22 protein-coding genes and 1 pseudogene are annotated in these 19,892 nt (G+C 51.8%); 17 read left to right on the forward strand and 6 right to left on the reverse strand.

Features of this window, described 5'->3' with window-relative positions:
* The first annotated feature begins 5 nt into the window (after nucleotides 1–5).
* The 11 genes from MHZ97_RS13860 to MHZ97_RS13910 all read left to right on the forward strand — a co-directional run bounded on the left by MHZ97_RS13860 (nucleotide 6) and on the right by MHZ97_RS13910 (nucleotide 9,672).
* Nucleotides 6–776: a hypothetical protein gene (locus tag MHZ97_RS13860; RefSeq protein WP_239314914.1), complete on the forward strand. Its 771-nt coding sequence runs from the start codon at nucleotides 6–8 to the stop codon at nucleotides 774–776.
* Nucleotides 777–1,419: 643 nt separating this feature from the next.
* The gene (locus tag MHZ97_RS13865; RefSeq protein WP_239314915.1) at nucleotides 1,420–2,289 is read left to right on the forward strand and encodes a hypothetical protein; all 870 of its coding nucleotides are present in this window, start codon (nucleotides 1,420–1,422) and stop codon (nucleotides 2,287–2,289) included.
* Nucleotides 2,290–2,340: 51 nt separating this feature from the next.
* Nucleotides 2,341–2,628 carry a hypothetical protein gene (locus MHZ97_RS13870; protein ID WP_239314916.1) on the forward strand — a complete coding sequence of 96 codons (288 nt, stop codon included), beginning with the start codon at nucleotides 2,341–2,343 and terminating at the stop codon, nucleotides 2,626–2,628.
* Between the two features lie 455 nt (nucleotides 2,629–3,083).
* Nucleotides 3,084–3,497, forward strand: coding sequence for a hypothetical protein (locus tag MHZ97_RS13875; protein ID WP_239314917.1), 414 nt, complete (start codon nucleotides 3,084–3,086; stop codon nucleotides 3,495–3,497).
* A gap of 139 nt (nucleotides 3,498–3,636) precedes the next feature.
* Entirely contained in the window at nucleotides 3,637–4,251 is a 615-nt protein-coding gene (locus MHZ97_RS13880; protein ID WP_239314918.1) for a recombinase family protein, read from the forward strand.
* Nucleotides 4,252–4,509: 258 nt separating this feature from the next.
* Nucleotides 4,510–4,722 carry a hypothetical protein gene (locus tag MHZ97_RS13885; protein WP_239314919.1) on the forward strand — a complete coding sequence of 71 codons (213 nt, stop codon included), beginning with the start codon at nucleotides 4,510–4,512 and terminating at the stop codon, nucleotides 4,720–4,722.
* 405 nt (nucleotides 4,723–5,127) lie between these two features.
* Nucleotides 5,128–5,475, forward strand: a complete 348-nt coding sequence (locus tag MHZ97_RS13890) for a hypothetical protein (RefSeq protein WP_239314920.1) — start codon at nucleotides 5,128–5,130, stop codon at nucleotides 5,473–5,475.
* Complete coding sequence (locus tag MHZ97_RS13895) at nucleotides 5,472–5,762, forward strand: hypothetical protein (protein ID WP_239314921.1); 291 nt, start codon at nucleotides 5,472–5,474, stop codon at nucleotides 5,760–5,762. Before MHZ97_RS13890 ends, MHZ97_RS13895 begins: the two co-directional genes overlap by 4 nt.
* Nucleotides 5,762–6,568 (forward strand): hypothetical protein, encoded by an 807-nt coding sequence (locus MHZ97_RS13900; RefSeq protein WP_239314922.1) that lies wholly within the window; start codon nucleotides 5,762–5,764, stop codon nucleotides 6,566–6,568. The genes MHZ97_RS13895 and MHZ97_RS13900 overlap by 1 nt, the downstream gene beginning before the upstream one ends.
* 79 nt (nucleotides 6,569–6,647) lie before the next feature.
* Nucleotides 6,648–8,846: a hypothetical protein gene (locus MHZ97_RS13905; protein WP_239314923.1), complete on the forward strand. Its 2,199-nt coding sequence runs from the start codon at nucleotides 6,648–6,650 to the stop codon at nucleotides 8,844–8,846.
* A 448-nt stretch (nucleotides 8,847–9,294) separates the two neighbouring features.
* A complete protein-coding gene (locus MHZ97_RS13910; protein ID WP_239314924.1) occupies nucleotides 9,295–9,672 on the forward strand; it encodes a hypothetical protein in 378 nt (125 codons plus the stop codon).
* A gap of 50 nt (nucleotides 9,673–9,722) precedes the next feature.
* Here the strand turns inward: MHZ97_RS13910 and MHZ97_RS13915 are convergent, their stop codons facing one another.
* From MHZ97_RS13915 to MHZ97_RS13930, 4 genes and pseudogenes are all read right to left on the reverse strand, one after another.
* Nucleotides 9,723–10,232, reverse strand: a complete 510-nt coding sequence (locus MHZ97_RS13915; protein WP_239314925.1) for a hypothetical protein — start codon at nucleotides 10,230–10,232, stop codon at nucleotides 9,723–9,725.
* A 15-nt stretch (nucleotides 10,233–10,247) separates the two neighbouring features.
* Nucleotides 10,248–10,448, reverse strand: a complete 201-nt coding sequence (locus tag MHZ97_RS13920) for a hypothetical protein (RefSeq protein ID WP_239314926.1) — start codon at nucleotides 10,446–10,448, stop codon at nucleotides 10,248–10,250.
* Nucleotides 10,445–12,058, reverse strand: coding sequence for a recombinase family protein (locus MHZ97_RS13925; RefSeq protein ID WP_239314927.1), 1,614 nt, complete (start codon nucleotides 12,056–12,058; stop codon nucleotides 10,445–10,447). Before MHZ97_RS13925 ends, MHZ97_RS13920 begins: the two co-directional genes overlap by 4 nt.
* 55 nt (nucleotides 12,059–12,113) lie before the next feature.
* Nucleotides 12,114–12,596 (reverse strand): annotated as a pseudogene (locus tag MHZ97_RS13930) (DUF72 domain-containing protein); the annotation flags it as partial.
* A gap of 209 nt (nucleotides 12,597–12,805) precedes the next feature.
* Here MHZ97_RS13930 and aspS point away from each other — a divergent pair.
* The 6 genes from aspS (at nucleotide 12,806) to ruvB (ending at nucleotide 18,277) form a co-directional block, all read left to right on the forward strand.
* Complete coding sequence (gene aspS, locus MHZ97_RS13935) at nucleotides 12,806–14,587, forward strand: aspartate--tRNA ligase (RefSeq protein ID WP_239314928.1); 1,782 nt, start codon at nucleotides 12,806–12,808, stop codon at nucleotides 14,585–14,587.
* Nucleotides 14,587–15,015, forward strand: coding sequence for a dihydroneopterin triphosphate diphosphatase (gene nudB, locus MHZ97_RS13940; RefSeq protein WP_103796078.1), 429 nt, complete (start codon nucleotides 14,587–14,589; stop codon nucleotides 15,013–15,015). Before aspS ends, nudB begins: the two co-directional genes overlap by 1 nt.
* A gap of 231 nt (nucleotides 15,016–15,246) precedes the next feature.
* The gene (locus tag MHZ97_RS13945; RefSeq protein ID WP_103796077.1) at nucleotides 15,247–15,990 is read left to right on the forward strand and encodes a YebC/PmpR family DNA-binding transcriptional regulator; all 744 of its coding nucleotides are present in this window, start codon (nucleotides 15,247–15,249) and stop codon (nucleotides 15,988–15,990) included.
* A gap of 37 nt (nucleotides 15,991–16,027) precedes the next feature.
* Nucleotides 16,028–16,555 (forward strand): crossover junction endodeoxyribonuclease RuvC, encoded by a 528-nt coding sequence (ruvC, locus tag MHZ97_RS13950; protein WP_103796076.1) that lies wholly within the window; start codon nucleotides 16,028–16,030, stop codon nucleotides 16,553–16,555.
* A 94-nt stretch (nucleotides 16,556–16,649) separates the two neighbouring features.
* The gene (gene ruvA / locus MHZ97_RS13955; RefSeq protein WP_033746510.1) at nucleotides 16,650–17,264 is read left to right on the forward strand and encodes a Holliday junction branch migration protein RuvA; all 615 of its coding nucleotides are present in this window, start codon (nucleotides 16,650–16,652) and stop codon (nucleotides 17,262–17,264) included.
* Nucleotides 17,265–17,272: 8 nt separating this feature from the next.
* On the forward strand, nucleotides 17,273–18,277 hold the full coding sequence (gene ruvB, locus MHZ97_RS13960) for a Holliday junction branch migration DNA helicase RuvB (protein ID WP_103796075.1): 1,005 nt from the start codon (nucleotides 17,273–17,275) through the stop codon (nucleotides 18,275–18,277).
* 10 nt (nucleotides 18,278–18,287) lie between these two features.
* Here the strand turns inward: ruvB and znuB are convergent, their stop codons facing one another.
* Entirely contained in the window at nucleotides 18,288–19,073 is a 786-nt protein-coding gene (gene znuB / locus MHZ97_RS13965) for a zinc ABC transporter permease subunit ZnuB (RefSeq protein WP_239314929.1), read from the reverse strand.
* Entirely contained in the window at nucleotides 19,070–19,825 is a 756-nt protein-coding gene (gene znuC, locus MHZ97_RS13970) for a zinc ABC transporter ATP-binding protein ZnuC (protein WP_239314930.1), read from the reverse strand. Before znuC ends, znuB begins: the two co-directional genes overlap by 4 nt.
* Nucleotides 19,826–19,892 lie beyond the last annotated feature (67 nt).

Below are 19,892 nucleotides of genomic sequence, written 5' to 3' on the forward strand. Positions count from 1 at the left end.
TTCCAATGATACACCTGATTGATTTCATGTGTGGTCGTAAGCGCCTGGATCATTCTGAAGACTGTTCTAAAAGAGGTTTTATCACTACTATTGGCTGGATTTTCAAGCTGATCGCAGAGAGCACAATGTCAAACACAATCAGGAATAAAAGCACTTGGGTCACAGCATTTTTCAGCTTCGTAGTTGGGTGTGTTACTGGAGCTAGCGGGTTCTTGGATGGGCTTAACAAGATTCCTGAATCATACGCTCAGTTCAAAAAAGTATATCTGTACGACTCTGAGTTTCTGAAAGGTGATTGGTCTACGAACGCTGAATATGTTGTCAACTCGCACGATCTTGGCCTGGATTTTGAACAGCCCAAAATTGTCATGAGTATGGAAACAGACAAGGATGGCAGTATCTCAGGTGCAATAATGAGTGAACAAATCTGTGATGCCTTACCCCTGACATGGTACATAAATTTTCAGAGCGAGACACCTTCACTATTGAACATCTTCACAGACAGAAGGTTTTATATCACTCAGTTGCATAATGGAGAAACAGAGACAGTAGCAACCTTAAAACTCATCAACGAAAACAAGAAATATGGTTCTCTAACGTTCAAAGTAATCAGTGACGAGACCAGAGTGCTACCTGAAAAAATTACTTTCGGTAAAAACCTCCCTGCCTTCAAAGACGACAAAAAACAGCTTCGAGACTATTGCGGTGACTCATCACGAAAGTTCTGGAGTCAGTATTTTGGGAAAGAAATACCTAAACCCTCAGCTAATCATTAATGCCTGTTAAGAAGGGGCAGGGTGCATATTCTGTCACCTTAACCAGCTTATGCTCGTACTGCTGTTTAGACAAGACAATCAGCTTAAAATAATTGTTGACAAAATATGATTTATACCCATATATGGCAGGATGATCTTGTGAAAAATTTGAGCCGATTTGTCAATTTTCCGTTATTAATCAAACACATTAAAACGCAGTAGTAGTAAGTATCTTAATGATCTGTAAAGTGGAACTGTTAAATGGTGGAGCAATCTGGATTGCGACGAGAGCAACGGCACAGCGAAGCAAGTTGCTATGTTAACATTACCCTCAAGATTAACTGATCAGAACCCTATCACAGTTGATGGCTCCCTTATGGGATACGCCATAGCTCACGCATAAATAACACTGTGACACGCCCCTTAACATAAGATCAATCAATCGTAAAGTATTAATTGACAATCCTTGTAATAATTGTTATGATGTGTGTATCAGTTAGGCATGAAGCCAACTAAAAGAAAATCAACTCGAAAATTAACTAAGCCAGCCTATCCCCTTCGATAGTCGTTCAATTCAAGCAGTTCTACGCCCTGTAGACATCTAACTCAAAATCAACTTAACCCCGCTTTGTGCCTCATTCTTAACAGATTTTGAGGCTACCAGATGAACGACCGCGAATTTAAACTGTGGATGAACCGCACCTCTGAAGAAAAGAAACGTGAATCACGTATGAGTAAGCGTGACATCAATCTTCAATACGGTTTGCCAGCAGATTACAAAGCACCTACTGATAAAGATGTTGCTCGTGCTGTTGAAGCAGTTTCACCTACTCCTAAGAACAAACAAACCAATGTTAAAAGGTCTGGACTCGTTCGTCGTCAGGGACGGGTTATCGTCAACCCTTGCACTGTCTATTTTAAGCTGTGGGCAAGTTATGGTGATATGCCTTCAAGGTCTGAAGACATTTTTACCGGCTGCTGCAAACAGTCTGATAGTGCAACAGATAACACAAAGGTTAACCCTCGCACTGTGTTTGCTGTGCTACGTTCAATTCCATTTATCACCACTGAATCTGTCCTGGAATTCCTGAACCGTAAACGTGACGTTCTGCAAGATGCAGGCGGTGCCAATGAGCGATATGCACAGTACATCTGTTTAATCTGCGAACGTGTGATCCGTGTATTCCAGCATCATAAATTGTTTGTTGAACATGTACGGGTAAGTGCTGGTTCACGTGTGATGGTATGGGAAGAACTGCCAACAGAAGGAGATTTTCAGCTTTGCACACTGCCAGAGTTCGAACCCTACGAACAGGATTACGTTAACAACACGATGTCAGATGCGATCAGTAGCAACAGAAGCAAGCGAAGCTCTTACTCTCACCATGCTTTCAACATGGCACATATTGAACCTAAATTTGTTGAAGGCTGGTGCGCTTATCGAGGTGTAACCCGTCTCCCCTGTGGAGTACATACGCTGTCACGTTTGGTTAAGTGCAACCAACCATTAAAACAACTTTTAAACACCATATAAGTGATTCTCGTTGGCTATATGTCGACGTGTCGCCACAAGGTATCCCACCAAATGTACGAACTCTTACCCACACCAGAAGTGCAACACTTCTTAGCACTGATCCACTCTGGACAGACACCTTCTCAGGCTGCTAAACAGGCTGGTCTGAACCCACACGAATCAATCCTGATCCGTAAACTTGCTGGACTACCTGTCAGCAGCCATCAACAGAAAATCCCTGAAAAGGTCATCAACCTACGATCTCAGGGACTCGCCCATAAGCAGATTGCTCAGCAACTCGGTATCTCCCAGAGCTATGTGAACCTCTGCTTATGTCGTCATCGTAAACAATCCCGGTAACTAACCATGCAACATTTTATCTTCCATTTTCTATATGATATTGCACCATGCGGTGTGTTTACAGCCCTAATTCTCAAGGTTCTTCCCAATGCTGAAGACTAACCAGTGTATCGGCCTCCAAGCCCTGTTGACTCAGGTTCACAGTGATAACCAGTCTGGACAGTTCTATGACTTCATCCAGAACAAGATGCTGTTCGGTTCCCGTTACAACGTCTATTCACCAGTCCCACGGATGCCCATTGCTTCCCAGAACACTAAACCTGCTGGTGTCTTAACGATTATTTCACAGCCAGCGGTTGTGCAGAAAACTGTCAGAAAGTCTTCATCAAAGGCTAACTAATTGATCTGTAAAGGTGTATTTGACCATTTGCCTGTGTATACGTTATGCAGGGATGTCGATACAGCCTCCCAGCTATCCATTGCCCACTTCCGGGGAAAAAACTAAAGGTACTAAAATGACTACTCTCAGCAGTCCGATCCCATTATCAACGCCATCAGAACAAGCCCTTGCTTATTTCACCGCCAAACTCAACCGAGACCACGTAACACTCATGCGTGATTTCAAGTGGACGCTTGAAGAGTGTCAGGCTCTTGATGTCGAGCAACAGGATCACGCAGCAAATAAACTTCTTGCCGCAGGTAATATCCTTAACCGTAAGACACCACAGCCTGTTGCTGCTCCGGTAAAAGCCGAATCGCCTATGGGTAACACTGACCAGCCAGACACAGACTCAGACGTTACAACATCCACCAGTGTGACTACTGCTACACCATCAGCCCGAACTAAACCGCTGTTCTTTACATCAGTGGCAACAGCGCAAAACCACCTAGTAGCACAGCGTGCAGCAGCAGCTAAAGCGGTCGCTTAATCGTTCACATAGGGTATACCTGAGTTGAAAACAGGTTTCGTGAAAAATGTTGTTCACATAGGATTATTATTGTTTACTCTACATAGCGTTTTCACGTAGAATAGTTACATTGAAACCCATTGTGAACATCAGGCCAACTATGAAGACAACAGCCCATATCTATCTGCGTGCATCGACCTCTGACCAGGATGCTACTCGTGCTCTCCAGACTGTTAATCAGTTCGCTGAAAAGCACCAGCTAAAGAACGTGGTTCACTACGTTGAAAACTTCTCTGGTGCAAAGCTGGAACGTCCTGAACTGTCCAAACTTCTTAACAGCGCTGTGGCGAATGACCTTATCCTGGTTGAAAGCATCGACCGTTTGACTCGTTTACCAGCAGCACAATATGAAGAACTGAAAGCAATCATTGCTCAACGTGGTTTACGTGTTGTCGTGGTTGACCTGCCAACATCACACGGTGCATTGAAAGCATCAGCAGATGACAGGATCATTCAGTTGATAAATGGTCTGATGATGGATATTGCTGCTCACTATGCCCATGAAGACTACACCAAACGTCGTGAACGTCAGTCACAAGGTATTGCGAAAGCAAAAGAAGAGGGCAAGTATCAGGGGCGTCCAGCAGACACAGCATTACGTGACAAGATTGCTCGTTATCTGGTTAAAGGTGGCTACACATACGCAGAGATAGCGAAACTATGTGAGTGCTCTGTGGGAATGGTGGCAAAAGTGAAGAAGCTCACGAGTGAGTAATGTTACCGATAGCTATCTATGGTCGGATCAAGTGGTTATGTGACCAGATCTGACCGTAATTCTTCTCCGCTCTCACAGCGCATCTCCGCAGATATTTTTGGGTCCCTCTGCGAAAGCAAGGTAACTCAACTTTCTGAACCTCTAAACACCCCTGTTTAGACGCTACAGATATTTTATTCAGACCCTCCCCATACCCCCTGTTAATTCATCTCCCCATTTTTTCAGAAGAAAAAAAATTTAAATAAGGCCCACCAGCAAATGTCCAGCAAACCAACCCGTTCAGAAATTCTCTATAACAAGCGTCTGTCAGAGGAAGATCGACAACGCGAACGTAGACGCCAACAGGCTTATCGTGACGTGAAGGCAACAGCCAGCCTTTACCGCAAACTGCCAGTTGACCCCAAGCACAGCTATCAGAATGCAGAAGGTTATAGCGTGACCTGCGACAGCTTGCCTTTATCACTTTTATGACGAGAATGCAATCAATATTATTGACAATTTTGTTAAATTCTGTTACTATATCTCTTGTGGGCTGTTGAGAAAGATAGTTTCTTTTAAGAGGGTTGTTATCATCTCTCTGCTCACATTCTCGTTGTATCCGCAAAAACTTCTCCTCTCAAAATCCTGTAGGTTCACCGCTTCTCCAACGGTTCAGACCGCAGGTGCAGAAACCACTTCTCTTCCTTGCAGGGTAAGCGGTCTCAGTGGTTTTTGCGGATATGTCTTGTCATTTCAGTATCCGATCCTGATTCGCTCGCCCCTGATAATCGGGGGCGGGTATTTTTAATGAGAGACCCTAATAATGCTTCCTGTACTCATATTAACCCTTCTCGCTGTGCTTCTGTGCCGCGCTGATTCCTACTGGAGAAAAACGCAATGCTTGAAGTAAACGAACTCCTAAAGCTTATGGAATCACAGCAGCAAGAATCCACCAGCGTGACCATTGACCAGCATACCCAGCACACAGACCGCCTCTCAGAACTTGAAACAGAGTTGGTAACGGTCAATCGAAAACTAACGACTACACGCAAGAACATCGGGCACTACCAGCAACTGGCTGCACAAATGCTCAGAACTAACCCTGAAAGATTCGGGCCTGAAGTGGTAAAGCTGCTGGAAAACATCATCACTGCAAAGGTGATGCATGACCATCCAGAGTTATTCGCTGAGCTACACCAGCTCGAACAGCGCGCTGAAGAAATTAGTAAAGAGGTGGGTAAATGACAGACCACATTATCAAATGGCGCGATAGTAACGATCTCTCGAAAGGTTTCCTTATCGACCTAGACAACGGAACAGCCGGTCAGGTATTCCGCTGCATCTACACACAGCCTCACCTTCTGGTTAACGCCTTTTCCGATGCGTTTTTGCTCATGCGTTACTCCCCAGAAGAGGCCGAAGAACTTGCCCGAGAGCTATATGCACAGACACGTGACCAGATGGATCAGTTTATTGATCGGATGCGTGCAACTCCTTACTTACATACTCCTGCAACCACGAGACCACAATAATGCTTACTCCAAGAATTGAAGACGCTGTTATTCAACAGCACATTGGCCCCGTCAACGAATACAACGTTGAAGTACGTCAGACAAATGGAACGACCCTCATTAAGCAAAATGCCCCAAAACCTGCTGAGGTCGATGAAGCACAAGTTGATCGCCTTCAACGTATTGCTGATGAAGAATTACTCAAAGCCAAAGCGGATACTGTCCTAGAGGAAACGGAAAAGCAGATCGCTTTCTCTGAAATGGTTCCAACAGAGCAACGTATTCATATCGAGAAATACTGGACTCCAATTATCCAGCAACTCGCAAAAGAGCATGAAGATGCATGTAGTGTCGTGACCGATTTTGAAGATGACCAACACAACTTTCGCCAAGGTCTGCAAAGAGATTACGCGTATGAACTGAAGCATCCAGCGGTGAAAACTGTCCTCTGTAACGGAGAAACACAATTCAACCAGATGCTGTCCAGCGGTTCTCTTCATATCGAAGGGTATAAGCTTGTTGAAAAGCGTTCGATGGGCAAGAAGATCCAGATGATTGCTGGTCAGGTTGTGCCAGTAGGTGATGGCCCGTCAAAGCTGGTTTACATTCCTGTTGATGTCCCGACTCTGATGCACCTTATGGACTCTGACGAGGCTAAACAGCATTCTCAGCAGCTTTATGACTCACAGTTGGAACGTCTTATCAGTCGCCGCAAGAAATCCGCTTTAAAGCTTACAGAAGCCAAACGGCGCGCTCGTGACCAACTCGCAGCAATCCCAACGTTTGAACAGTTAATCTCTGACGCGGTTAAACGTGCGAAGAAATAACACAGACAATTAAGATCCCTCTGTAAAGCTCACGTATCGCACGTGGGCTTTTTCTTTATATATATAAGGCCCACAAATAATGTCGAATCAAATCACAGTGGATAGTTTTGTGATCGAGATGTCCCTACAGGAGACTGTTCTGAAGGGGCTAACACGCCTCGAAAAGCAGATTCTGCCCGTAGCCAAGCGTATCGAGGCAAACCTTGACCAAGTTTTTTCTAAAAACCGGGCAAAGTTAGCTGAACCCGCTTTCAAAGCACTGGAAAAGCGTGCTGCTCTTGCTGGACGTAACATCAACAAAGCTCTGACTGATTCTTTCCATATCAGAGGCGCTGACACTGGCCTTTTTACCCGCTATCAGCGTGAAGGTCAGAATGCTGCACGTGAAGTAGGGCGAGCAATTCGTGATGCCTACCGTGTACGCAGTTCAATCAATCCGCCTTTACCGCCGCTCCCTCGTCCTGGTCAGCCACGTTCAAGAGCTAACCCTCGTCAGGTGATCGAAGACATCCACCAGCGGCAGCTAACATCGGGCTTTTACGGTCAGATGCAGCTCCGTGATTCAAATCGCGCAGCAGAATACCGTTCACGCCTAGAACGTCTCCGCATGGAACACACTGCATCGCAAGACATGCGTGGATTCAGAAATAGTATCCGCGCTCTCAACTATGAGTTTGCACAGGGGCAACGTTTAGCATCACAGCAGCGTGCCTCAGCCCGTCTACAGGCTCTCGAAGCATCTAACGCTGGTGCAGGGTTATCACGTCTAACAGATGGCGCAACAGGCTTAATCGGTGGATTCTTTGCACTAAACCGTGCGCTGTCATCTCTTCAGGAAACAATCACTATCGGTGGTAAGTATCAGCAGGCCCACACGATGGGCGTTGTCGCTTATGGTGATGAAGCTGAAAACCAGCGTATGACCCAGAAGGCTGACTCTGTTTCTCGTGCCTATGGTCTTGACCCTTTGCAAACACGCGAGCAAATGGCTCAACTTAGAATGACCATGCCAGATAATTTTAAGAATGATCAGATTGCTGAACTGTTCGAAAACGAATCTGTGTTTGCCCACACAACGGGAATGGATCCGCAGGCAGTGGGACGCTTGAACTATGCTTTCCAGCAGATCGCCACCAGCGCCCACCTCATGGGACAGGACTTCCTACAGGTGGTAAACGCGAGTCCTGCGCTAATCCGTGGGCTTCAAAAACTTCACGGATTCACTAACAGTAGCCAGTTAAAGGAATATTACAAAACTGTTCCAGGCAGTGCATTCGTCTCAGACAGTCTCAAAGTTATGAAGCCCACTGAGCAACAGAAGACTATGGCGCAGGAGAACATCATAGCTGCACAAGGTCGATTAGCGGGTTCAATCCAGTTTGCTCAACGTGACTTTTACGACAACATGTCAAAGCCAATGGTGCGCTTCTTCAAAACGCTTACTGACAGCGCAGACAATCTTGGGAGTACCCTTACACCTGTTGCAAAAGCTGTGGGGTATTTTGCTGACCGTCTGTCTGACATTGGTGAGAATGCCAACGTAGCCGCCCAAAACCTCTCCGGTTACTCTTCACTCGCTTCAGAACACTGGTCAGATTTTTACAGTAACCTTGACAAAGATACACAGAGTAATCTCCAGAAGCTTTCGGGTGTGTTTAACGAGTGGTTCGACGTTTTGATCGCTGTTGTAGCAGGTAAGCTGGCTCTGGCTGGTATCTCGAAATTCGGTAAGATGACTGGTATCGGGACAGGTGAGATGATGGGCGCAGCAGGACGCACGTTCGGGGTTGCGGCTGCCGTGGTGATGGGCAAGGAGTTAGGCGATCTGCTGTTCGATAAATTCATCCCACAGTTCCAGAAGTTCGCCCATGACAAATGGGGCTGGGGTGGTAAGGATGGCACTGAGACCACACACGGAGGTAATGTGATTAAGGATTCTGCACTGGACAAGATCCTGAACTTCTTTGGTGACAACGCCAAATTTGCAGGAGCACAGTTCCAGCAGGTTACCTATCCATCATTGCTAAACCCTTCACAGTATCTTCCACAAGCGCAACCAATCGTTATGAAACAGGAGCCTCTTCAGATCCTGCCATTCAGGATCGATATTCCTATGCCAAACGGTGAAACCTACAGTCAGATGATCACGCCCATCGTTCAGCAGCAGATCGCAAGCCAACACGAACTTCAGATGATGTCTGCAACTGGTCTTGCTGGTGGCTGGCAATCACCAGGGGACAATGCTGGCTGGAACCCTTCACTACTGAAAAGAAAATAAGACTGACCAAATATCTGAAATAAGATATATGCTTTTGATTTTATTTGACTTTAATCGTTGACTCCTTTGTGATGTCCCGGTAGTGTTGTTCATGGATTAATCAACCAAAGAGGTTTTTATGAACAGCACTGTGTCTTACCGATACTCAAGCAAGGCAGAAGTAGAAGACATGCTTCAGGAGATGGCGAAAGTGGATTCACTGTGGAATCTGGAAGAGGTGACACGCAGGACACATCAGCACCTTTTCGATTCTGATGAGCTACGGGCTTACTTTCTGAGCAAAGGGAAAGAAATGCTTTCTACAGCATGTTGATAACAAGATCCCCGCTGGCTGCGATAGCTGACGGGGATTTTTTTTTATTGCTTCAACCGCAAAACGCAAATAGCATCAACTGACCGAAATCGAGGTGCAAGAAACTTTCAATTGTTTGAATAAAAAGGATAAATTATGGCTACATGCAATATCTGTGGATTGACTTATGACGAGAATGAATCAGGCGACCGCAAAATTCACGCCGATAGACACGTAGAACTCGCAAACGGTGTTTTACCACACAAAGTAAGAGAGTTTATGAAAGCATTCGGTTTTGCTGTGGCTCACAATGATGGCGGCTTAGAACGTCTTCAAGATCGGTATGACCCTGAATTAGGAAAGCTCGTTGTTGCGTTTTCTTGGTGGACTCGTGCTCTGTCTCATGGTGTCCCCAAAAAGGATTTTGACGCCTATATGAAAGCCCACCTTCAATTTGCTGACTCGCTTGTATCAGGAATTGGTGAGAAAGAAGCACGCTTAGCAATCCAGAAATGGAGCCAGTACGCTGGCTGATACTTGGTGACCCCGTTAGCCACTAACGCCAACGGGGATTACTGATAAGGTCAAAACTGTGGCGGGATGGTTACATAAAAACTGCTGCCGTCATCTTGCTCCTTGATCGCAATATTCAACTCACGACCATTATCAAGAGTTGCCCTTGCTTTCGAAAAGTTATCTGTAACCTTTTCAGTGATAGTGACCTTTACACATTTTGCGGTGGCGTTGTTCTTCTCCATTATTTCAGTCACAGTGCCACATGCCGCTGTTTCTAAGCGCGCTTGGTTCATCTGGTGATCTGCCCAAAAGTAAGAAGCAAAGATAATCAACACCCACACGACCACCTGTAGCATATTGCTATCTGTCAGTATTGCACGTCTCCTGAGATAGATAGCGGGAATTAACACCCCAAAAATTGAAGGTGCCATCCAACCTTGCTTAACAACTTCTTTTCTATCCATGTAAGCAGCAATAATCACTACAGCCCAATAGACGATTAGGACCATTGTCCAGTTAAAAGGTAAAAAGAAGATCAGAGGTGAAACAGCTAAGATCCATGCCCAAATGTTTTTCATGCTATGTAGTCCAATTTAATTGTTAAGTTCTGAATCTAGTACGCTGAAACTGCAATGACCATTGAAACCCACGTTTACATACACACTGTGACCGTGGCTGTCGTATACGCAGATCAGATCATTGTTCTTATCGCGGTGCTTTTCCTGCAATTGTGCAGCAGCGGTAACAGCATTCACACCCACCAGCAGCAAAATCCCGATCAGTATGCTTTTCATTCTTCTGCATCCTTCACCCATTGTGGGGCATCAGCCATCAATACGTGATTCGGTGTGTGATGATTTCCTTTCCCGAATCTGATTTCTGTGTACCCCATGACAGGCAGCAGTTCCAGATCCCTGGCCCCATCAATAATTCTGTCCAGTGGGTAATCATGGAACACAAGACCATTGTAGAACTCGATCTTACAAACCTTCTTTGCTGTATCGACTAATATACTACGGATCATACGCTTGATGATAATCTGCGCCTCGATTCTGTCCTTTTTCACAGTCAGATCCAGATGGTTGATCGTATCCAGCTTACTTGACTGGTCACGCTGGTGGGCTTCAGCAATAGCCTTTTCAGCTTCCTTGATCTGCTTGTTCAGCCCACGTAATTCACCAGCAATGGCTTCAGTGTCATCTGTCAACATCGCCAGCTTTACAAGCCTCTCTCGCTGCTTCTGTAGCGTTTCTAGCTCAGATTGAAGGCTACCTATTACTTTTCCGTTATCGCTGCTTATATTGAGCCTGTGGGCGTTGTACAGCAGCCCCTGCACCAATGCTCTGTCAGTTTGTAACCGGGATATGCCCATAGCATCACAGCGGCCCTCATACTTCATCGAACAGCGATAGTTACCCGACCGCTTTGCAGTAACGCCACTGACAATCATGATGAAACCGCACTTAGCACAGCGCATAACGCCTTTGAACAGGTTTGTCAGCAATGGCCTGTCAGATGATGGTCTACGGCCTGCGCCTGTCTTCAACTGCTGGACAGCGTAAAATTGTTCTTCTGTCAGAATGGCCGGATAGTAGCCGGGGATCTCCTGCACACCTTTGACTACCATTGACTTAGAAGGGACTTTGAAGCCAATCACCGCACGATTACTCAGAAGTTCGGTAACCGTAGACTGTGACCAGACACCAGCCTTTGACCTGAACTGATTGAGTGTGACGAAACCTTCTTCGTTCATGGTTTTGGCTATCTTCACATGAGACAGTCCATCCAGACGCAACTGGAAGACACGCTGCACAGCTTTCACGTTGTCAGGTATCTCTTCAAACGACTTACCATCTTCAGAGACCTTCAACCACGCTACACAACGTCTTGACATAATCTTGCCCGTTGATTCTGCTTCTTTGCGCTTGTTAGCCCATGCAGAACGCAGACGCTTCGACTTGGTGAGGCTCTCTTCGTGTGCTCGCTCCATCACCAGCATGGCTTTGATCATCGACAGGCTGTCTCTCAGGGATTCTTCCTTGTACCAGCTACCGTCTACCAGTGTGACCACTTCAACGCCCGCTCTCAGTATCTTCCTGAGTTGTTCGCCAGCCTTATCAATATCCTGTCTGGAAACCCTGTCCAGTGATTCCACCAGCAACACGGAACCGGGTTCGATATAGCCAGACTCGACAGCAGCCAGAAACTCGCCGAAAGCGCCAGATTTAGCATTGGCCCCGGAATAACCGCTGATTCCCAGATCCTGAAAACGCATGTTTTCGTCAAGATGATAGTGCGGATTGTCCTCTAACCACTTGTGGATCAGCTTACTTTGTCGCTTGGTTGAGTCGCCGATGGTCTGGCTTTTTGTTGAAAACCGTATGTAAGAAATCGCCTTTGGCATAGTTGCCACACCTAAAAGTTACACTGTTCGAAAGTGTATCATAAGGCTGTTAACTTAAAATCACCCGGTTAACGCCGCGCGTCTGCAGCCCCTGGTTCAGGGCGCGCTCCGCCTCGCCCTTGGCAAAAAAGGCGGGGTGGCGCACTTCAACGCCATAGCTGAAGCGGCGCGGCAGCCCGTCGAGAAAGCGCCAGAGGTCGGCGAGCTGCGCGGGGGTAAAGGTGGCGGGCAGCTGCAGCCAGTACTGTCCGATGCGGTCGGCCAGCGGGTCGAGCAGCCGCAGAAAATCGTTCAGCAGCTCGTCGGTGTGCTGCAGCTGCGCCTGGTGGCTGATGGTCTGCGGAAACTTAAAGCAGAAGCGAAAGTCGTCATGCGTCATATCGCGCCAGCGCTGTACGGTGTCGGGCGCGGGCAGCGCATAAAGCGTGGTGTTGCCCTCCACGCAGTGGAACAGACGGGCATAATCAGCCAGACTCTCAATGCCCCAGCGTTTCCAGTGCGAATGCTGCCACTGCGGCAACCCAATACGAAGCGTCACGGCCTCTCCTTTAGTGATGGTTTTACGCTATAGCCTGGCCGGGTTGTCCGGAGAGGGAAAATCCGGCGGCGAAATGCGCAGTTTGGCGCGGCTCTACTTATCCTGCCTGCCTTTTTCCATTATAATGGCCGCCTTTTTTGCGGCAGCATCTTATAAGGTTACGCGGCCTGATGCTGCAGGCAGCAGCGGCGAAGTTAAAAGGATACGTTATGCGTACAGAATATTGCGGACAGCTCAATCTGTCTCATGTAGGTCAGCAAGTCACTCTTTGCGGCTGGGTCAACCGCCGTCGCGATCTGGGGAGCCTGATTTTTATCGACATGCGCGACCGTGAAGGCATCGTGCAGGTCTTCTTCGATCCCGATCGTCAGGAGGCTTTCCAGCTGGCGTCTGAGCTGCGCAACGAATTCTGCATCCAGATCACCGGCACCGTGCGTGCGCGCGACGAGAAGAACAAAAACGCCGAGATGGCGACGGGCGAAGTCGAAGTGTTTGCGCAGGCGCTGACCATTATCAACCGCGCCGAGCCGCTGCCGCTCGACTCCAATCAGGTCAACAGCGAAGAAGCGCGCCTGAAGTACCGCTATCTCGATCTGCGCCGTCCTGAAATGGCACAGCGCCTGAAAACCCGCGCGAAAATCTCCAGCTTCGTGCGCCGCTTTATGGACAGCGAAGGCTTCCTGGATATCGAAACGCCGATGCTGACCAAGGCGACGCCGGAGGGTGCGCGCGACTATCTGGTGCCGAGCCGCGTGCACAAAGGTAAGTTCTATGCGCTGCCGCAGTCGCCGCAGCTGTTCAAACAGTTGCTGATGATGTCCGGCTTCGATCGCTACTACCAGATCGTGAAGTGTTTCCGCGATGAAGATCTGCGCGCCGACCGCCAGCCGGAATTTACCCAGATCGATATCGAAACCTCGTTCCTCACCGCGCCGCAGGTGCGTGAGATCAACGAGCGCATGATCCGTCAGCTGTGGCAGGAAGTGAAAGGGGTCGATCTCGGCGAGTTTCCGCAGATGACCTTTGCCGAAGCGATGCGTCGCTACGGTTCCGACAAGCCCGATCTGCGCAACCCGATGGAGCTGGTGGACGTCGCCGATCTGCTGAAAAACGTCGAGTTCCAGGTGTTCGCCGGTCCGGCTAACGACGCCAAAGGGCGCGTCGCCGCGCTGCGCGTGCCGGGCGGCGCACAGCTGAGCCGCAAGCAGATTGATGAATACGGCAAGTTTGTTGAGATTTATGGCGCGAAAGGCCTGGCCTGGATGAAGGTCAACGCGCGCGCCGACGGCTTCAGCGGCGTACAGAGCCCGGTAGCCAAGTTCCTGAACGAAGAGATTGTGGAAGCGATTCTGAGCCGCACCAGCGCCGCCGACGGCGACCTGATCTTCTTTGGCGCCGACCGTGCCAAAGTGGTGGCAGACGCGCTGGGCGCGCTGCGCCTGAAAGTGGGCCGCGATCTGCACATCACCAACGAAGACGCCTGGGCGCCGCTGTGGGTGATCGACTTCCCGATGTTCGAAGAGGATGACGAAGGCGGTCTGGCGGCGATGCACCATCCGTTTACCGCGCCGAAAGAGATGTCGGCGGAAGAGCTGGCGGCCGATCCGCTGAGCGCGGTGGCCAACGCCTACGATATGGTGATCAACGGCTATGAAGTGGGTGGCGGCTCCGTGCGTATCCACAGCGGTAAAATGCAGCAGGCGGTGTTTAGCATTCTGGGCATTGAAGAGCACGAGCAGCGCGAGAAGTTCGGCTTCCTGCTCGACGCGCTGAAATATGGCACGCCGCCGCACGCGGGCCTGGCCTTCGGTCTGGATCGTCTCACCATGCTGCTGACCGGCACCGAGAATATCCGCGACGTTATCGCCTTCCCGAAAACCACCGCGGCGGCCTGTCTGATGACCGAAGCGCCAAGCGAAGCCAATCCGGCGGCGCTGGCGGATCTGGGCATTCAGATCGCGCCAAAGAAAGAAAAGGCCGAGAATAAGTAATGTATAAACATCCGGTATCGGTTCTGGTGGTGATTTTCGCGCAGGATACCGGCCGGGTGTTAATGCTGCAGCGGCGCGACGACAGTGATTTCTGGCAGTCGGTGACCGGCAGTCTGGAAGCGGGGGAAACCCCGCATCAGGCGGCGCGGCGCGAAGTGCTGGAAGAGCTGGCTATCGATGTCGTGAGCGAAAAGCTGATGCTGGAAGATTGCGGCAAAGAGATCGAATTCGAAATCTTTCCGCACTATCGCCATCGCTATGCGCCCGGCGTAACGCACAACCGCGAACACTGGTTCCGGCTGGCGCTGCCCGCCGAGCGGCAGCCGACGCTCAGCGAGCATCTCGCCGCGCGCTGGCTCGATCCCGCCGCCGCCGCAGCCCTGACCAAGTCCTGGAGCAATCGCCAGGCGATTGAAGAATTTATTTAGCTGCCGGCCGTCGTTCTGGTGGCAGTCTGGATTGAAGAAAATTGGTGCAGCTCCCACAGAACTGCGCCTTAAAACTTAACGCGTCGGGCGTTATCGGCGCAGCGAGGTCGGCTGCCGCCAGCGCGCAGCAACCGGAGCGTACTCTTGTACGTGAGGATTGCGAGCACTGCCGGAAGGCGAGATTGCCAGCAAGATAGCCCGTGCGATGTCAAAGATCGGAGAATATGCAAGATGGCTGGTCATAGTAAGTGGGCGAACACCAAACACCGTAAAGCGGCACAGGACGCCAAGCGCGGTAAAATCTTCACCAAAATTATTCGTGAACTGGTTACCGCTGCTAAGCTGGGCGGCGGCGACCCCGCCTCCAACCCGCGTCTGCGCGCCGCAATGGACAAAGCCCTGTCCAACAACATGACGCGCGACACCATGAACCGCGCTATCGCGCGCGGCGTGGGCGGTGAAGATGACTCCAATATGGAAACCATCATCTACGAAGGCTACGGCCCTGGCGGCTCGGCCGTGATGGTGGAGTGCCTGAGCGACAACCGTAATCGTACCGTGGGCGAAGTGCGTCACGCCTTCACCAAAACGGGCGGCAACCTCGGCACCGACGGCTCTGTCTCTTACCTGTTCAGCAAGAAGGGCGTGATCTCCTTCGCACCGGGCCAGGATGAGGACAGCGTGATGGAAGCGGCGCTGGAAGCGGGCGCGGAAGATGTGGTGAGCTATGATGACGGCGCCATCGACGTCTTTACCGCATGGGAAGAGCTGGGCGCGGTGCGCGACGCACTGGAAGCCACCGGCCTGAAAGCGGACTCCGCCGAAGTCTCCATGATCCCGTCGACCAAAGCTGAGCTGGACGCCGAAACGGCACCGAAGCTGCTGCGCCTGATCGACATGCTGGAAGACTGCGATGACGTGCAGGAAGTCTACCATAACGGCGAGATCTCCGATGAGGTCGCGGAAACGCTGTAATGGCGTTTCTCTTTAGCCCGCGCACCGGAGAGTCGGCATGGCGATAATTCTGGGCATCGACCCCGGCTCGCGCGTGACCGGCTACGGTGTGATCCGTCAAACCGGCCGCCAGCTCAGCTATCTGGGCAGCGGCTGTATCCGCACCAATACCACCGAGCTGCCGGCGCGTCTGAAGCTGATCTATGCGGGCGTAACGGAAATCATCACCCAGTTTTCGCCGGACTATTTCGCCATTGAGCAGGTCTTTATGGCGAAGAACGCCGATTCAGCGCTTAAGCTGGGGCAGGCGCGCGGCGCGGCAATTGTCGCGGCGGTCAACCTTGACCTGCCGGTCTTTGAGTATGCCGCCCGCCAGGTGAAGCAGACCGTCACCGGCACCGGCGGCGCGGAGAAGAGCCAGGTGCAGCATATGGTGCGCACGCTGCTTAAGCTGCCCGCCAACCCGCAGGCGGACGCCGCCGATGCGCTGGCGATCGCCATTACGCACTGCCACGTCAGTCAGAACGCGACGCGCATCAGCGACAGCAAACTGCTGCTGACGCGCGGGCGTCTGCGCTCAGGCTAGGCGACTGCACCGCGTTACGTATCAGGCTGGATATTCATCCAGCCTTTTTTATGTTATAAATCCCGCCACATTCGTTTATTAAGGAAGCGTTCAGGTGATAGGTCGTTTACGGGGCAACATTCTGGAAAAGCAGCCGCCGCTGGTGCTGATCGAAGCGCACGGCGTGGGTTATGAAGTGCATATGCCGATGACCTGTTTTTATGAGCTGCCTGAACTGAACCATGAAGCGGTGATTTTTACCCACTTTGTGGTGCGTGAAGACGCGCAGCTGCTGTTCGGCTTCAACAACAAACAAGAGCGCGCGCTGTTTCGCGAGCTGATTAAAACCAACGGCGTCGGGCCTAAGCTGGCGCTGGCGATCCTCTCCGGCATGTCGGCGCAGCAGTTCGTGACGGCGGTGGAGAAAGAGGAGATCGCCGCGCTGATCAAGCTGCCGGGCGTTGGCAAGAAAACCGCCGAGCGTCTGGTGGTTGAGATGAAGGACCGCTTTAAAGGGCTGCATGGCGACCTCTTCTCCGGCGAATCCGCCTTTACGCTTACCGCGCCGCATGCCGAGCCGGAAAGCAACGACGCCGAGGCCGAAGCGGTTGCGGCGCTGGTGTCGCTGGGTTATAAACCGCAGGAAGCCAGCCGTATGATAAGCAAGGTTGGCAAACCTGACGCAGACTGCGAAACCCTGATCCGAGAAGCTCTGCGCGCCGCCATTTGAGGTAAGTCATGATCGAAGCCGACCGTCTGGTCTCTGCTGCCAGCTATAACGAAGAAGAGAGTCTTGACCGCGCTATCCGCCCTAAGCTGCTCTCGGAGTACGTGGGCCAGCCGCAGGTGCGCGAGCAGATGGAAATATTCATCAAGGCGGCGAAGTTGCGCGGTGATGCGCTGGATCACCTGCTGATTTTCGGCCCGCCGGGGCTGGGGAAAACCACGCTGGCCAATATCGTCGCTAATGAAATGGGCGTCAATCTGCGCACTACCTCCGGGCCGGTGCTGGAGAAGGCGGGCGATCTGGCGGCGATGCTCACCAACCTTGAGCCGCACGACGTACTGTTTATCGATGAGATCCACCGTTTGTCACCGGTGGTGGAAGAGGTGCTCTATCCGGCGATGGAAGATTACCAGCTGGATATTATGATCGGCGAAGGCCCGGCCGCGCGTTCGATCAAGCTCGACCTGCCGCCGTTTACCCTGATCGGTGCCACCACGCGCGCCGGTTCGCTGACCTCGCCGCTGCGTGACCGCTTCGGCATCGTACAGCGCCTGGAGTTCTACAACGTGCCGGATCTGCAGCATATCGTCAGCCGCAGCGCCGCCTGTCTGGGCCTGCCGCTGAGCGAAGAGGGCGCGCGGGAAGTGGCGCAGCGCGCGCGCGGCACGCCGCGTATCGCTAACCGCCTGCTGCGCCGCGTGCGCGACTTCGCGGAAGTGCGCGCCAACGGCGAAATGAGCGGCAACGTCGCGGCCAGCGCGCTGGATATGCTTAACGTCGACAGCGAAGGCTTTGACTATATGGATCGCAAGCTGCTACTGGCGATTATCGACAAGTTCACCGGCGGTCCGGTAGGGCTGGATAACCTCGCGGCGGCTATTGGCGAAGAGCGGGAAACCATCGAGGATGTGATTGAGCCCTTCCTGATCCAGCAGGGCTTTATTCAGCGCACGCCGCGCGGCCGTATGGCCACGCAGCACGCTTATCGTCACTTCGGCATGGCGCGCGACGAGTAAGCCGGGTCCATCAGACGGCGGGTCTGCGCGCCATGCTGAGAATAAACAGCAGCGCGGCGCACAGCACCACCGACGGACCGGCCGGGGTATCGTAGAAGGCGGAGAAGGTGAGGCCGCCCGAGACGGCAACGATGCCGACTACCACCGCCAGGCCCGCCATCTGCTCCGGCGAACGCGAAAAGCGGCGCGCCGTGGCGGCGGGAATGATCAGCAGCGATGTGATGATCAGCGCGCCAACGAACTTCATCGCCACGCCGATGGTCAGCGCCGTTACCAGCATCAGGATCAGGCGGGTACGCTGAATATTCACCCCGTCGACCTGCGCCAGCTCCGGGCTAATGGTCATCGACAGCAGCGCGCGCCACTGCGACGCCATTACCGCCAGCACCACCATCACGCCCGCGCCCATCACCCATAAATCCTCCGGCGTCACCGCCAGCAGATCGCCAAACAGATAGGCCATCAGATCGACGCGCACGTTAGACATCAGGCTCACCACCACCAGACCCAGCGACAGCGCGCTGTGCGCCATAATCCCCAGCAGCGTATCGATCGCCAGATGCGGACGGCGTTCAAGAAACACCAGCCCCAGCGCCAGGCAGACGGTCACCAGGATAACGGCGTAGTAGGGATTCACGTTCAGCAGCAGGCCAAACGCAACCCCCAGCAGCGAAGCGTGCGCCAGGGTATCGCCAAAATAGGACATCTTGCGCCAGACCACGAACGACCCCAGCGGACCGGCCGCCAGCGCCAGCATCACGCCGCCCAGCCAGCCCGGTAGTAACAACTCAATCATGATGGACCCTGTCCTCTGCGTAAAACGATACGTCCCTGAAGGTCGTGACGGTGATTATGGTGATGACGGTAGATAGCGAGCTGCTGCGCGCCGCGCGGGCCGAACATGGCGATAAATTCGGGATGCTGCGATACCGCTTCCGGCGTGCCGGAGCAGCAGATATGGTGATTCAGGCAGAGCACCTCGTCGGTTTTCGCCATCACCAGATGCAGATCGTGAGAGACCATCAGCACGCCGCAGTTAAGCTCGTGGCGCAGCTGGTCGATCAGATCGTAGAGCGCGACCTGGCCGTTAACGTCGACGCCCTGCGTCGGTTCGTCCAGCACCAGCAGCTGCGGCTGATTGAGCAGGGCGCGCGCCAGCAGCACGCGCTGCGTTTCGCCGCCTGAGAGCTTCTGCAGCGGGGCATTCAGCAGATGGCCCGCCTGCACGCGCTTCAGCGCCGGCAGCACATCGGCACGCTTCGCGCCGCGCGTCAGCAGCATAAAACGCTCGACGGTAACCGGCAGGGTCGGGTCGATATGCAGTTTTTGCGGCACGTAGCCGATGCGCAGATCCGGATTGCGCTCGACCTGACCAGCGGTCGGCGCCAGCAGCCCCAGCACCACGCGCACCAGCGTAGATTTGCCCGCGCCGTTGGGGCCGAGCAGCGTAAGTATGCGTCCAGGCAGTAGCTTCAGGCTGATGCCTGAGAGCACAGGACGTCGTGCAAAATGCACGGAAATGTTTTCAAGTGTGACGAGTGGGGTCATGATATTTACAGGTTGCACAGAATTTCGAATGTTATAATATCACATCCCATCCCCAGGTCACGATGGA

Origin of the sequence: Pantoea sp. ACRSC (assembly GCF_022346785.1) — a bacterium.
Lineage (GTDB): Bacteria > Pseudomonadota > Gammaproteobacteria > Enterobacterales > Enterobacteriaceae > Pantoea > Pantoea alvi.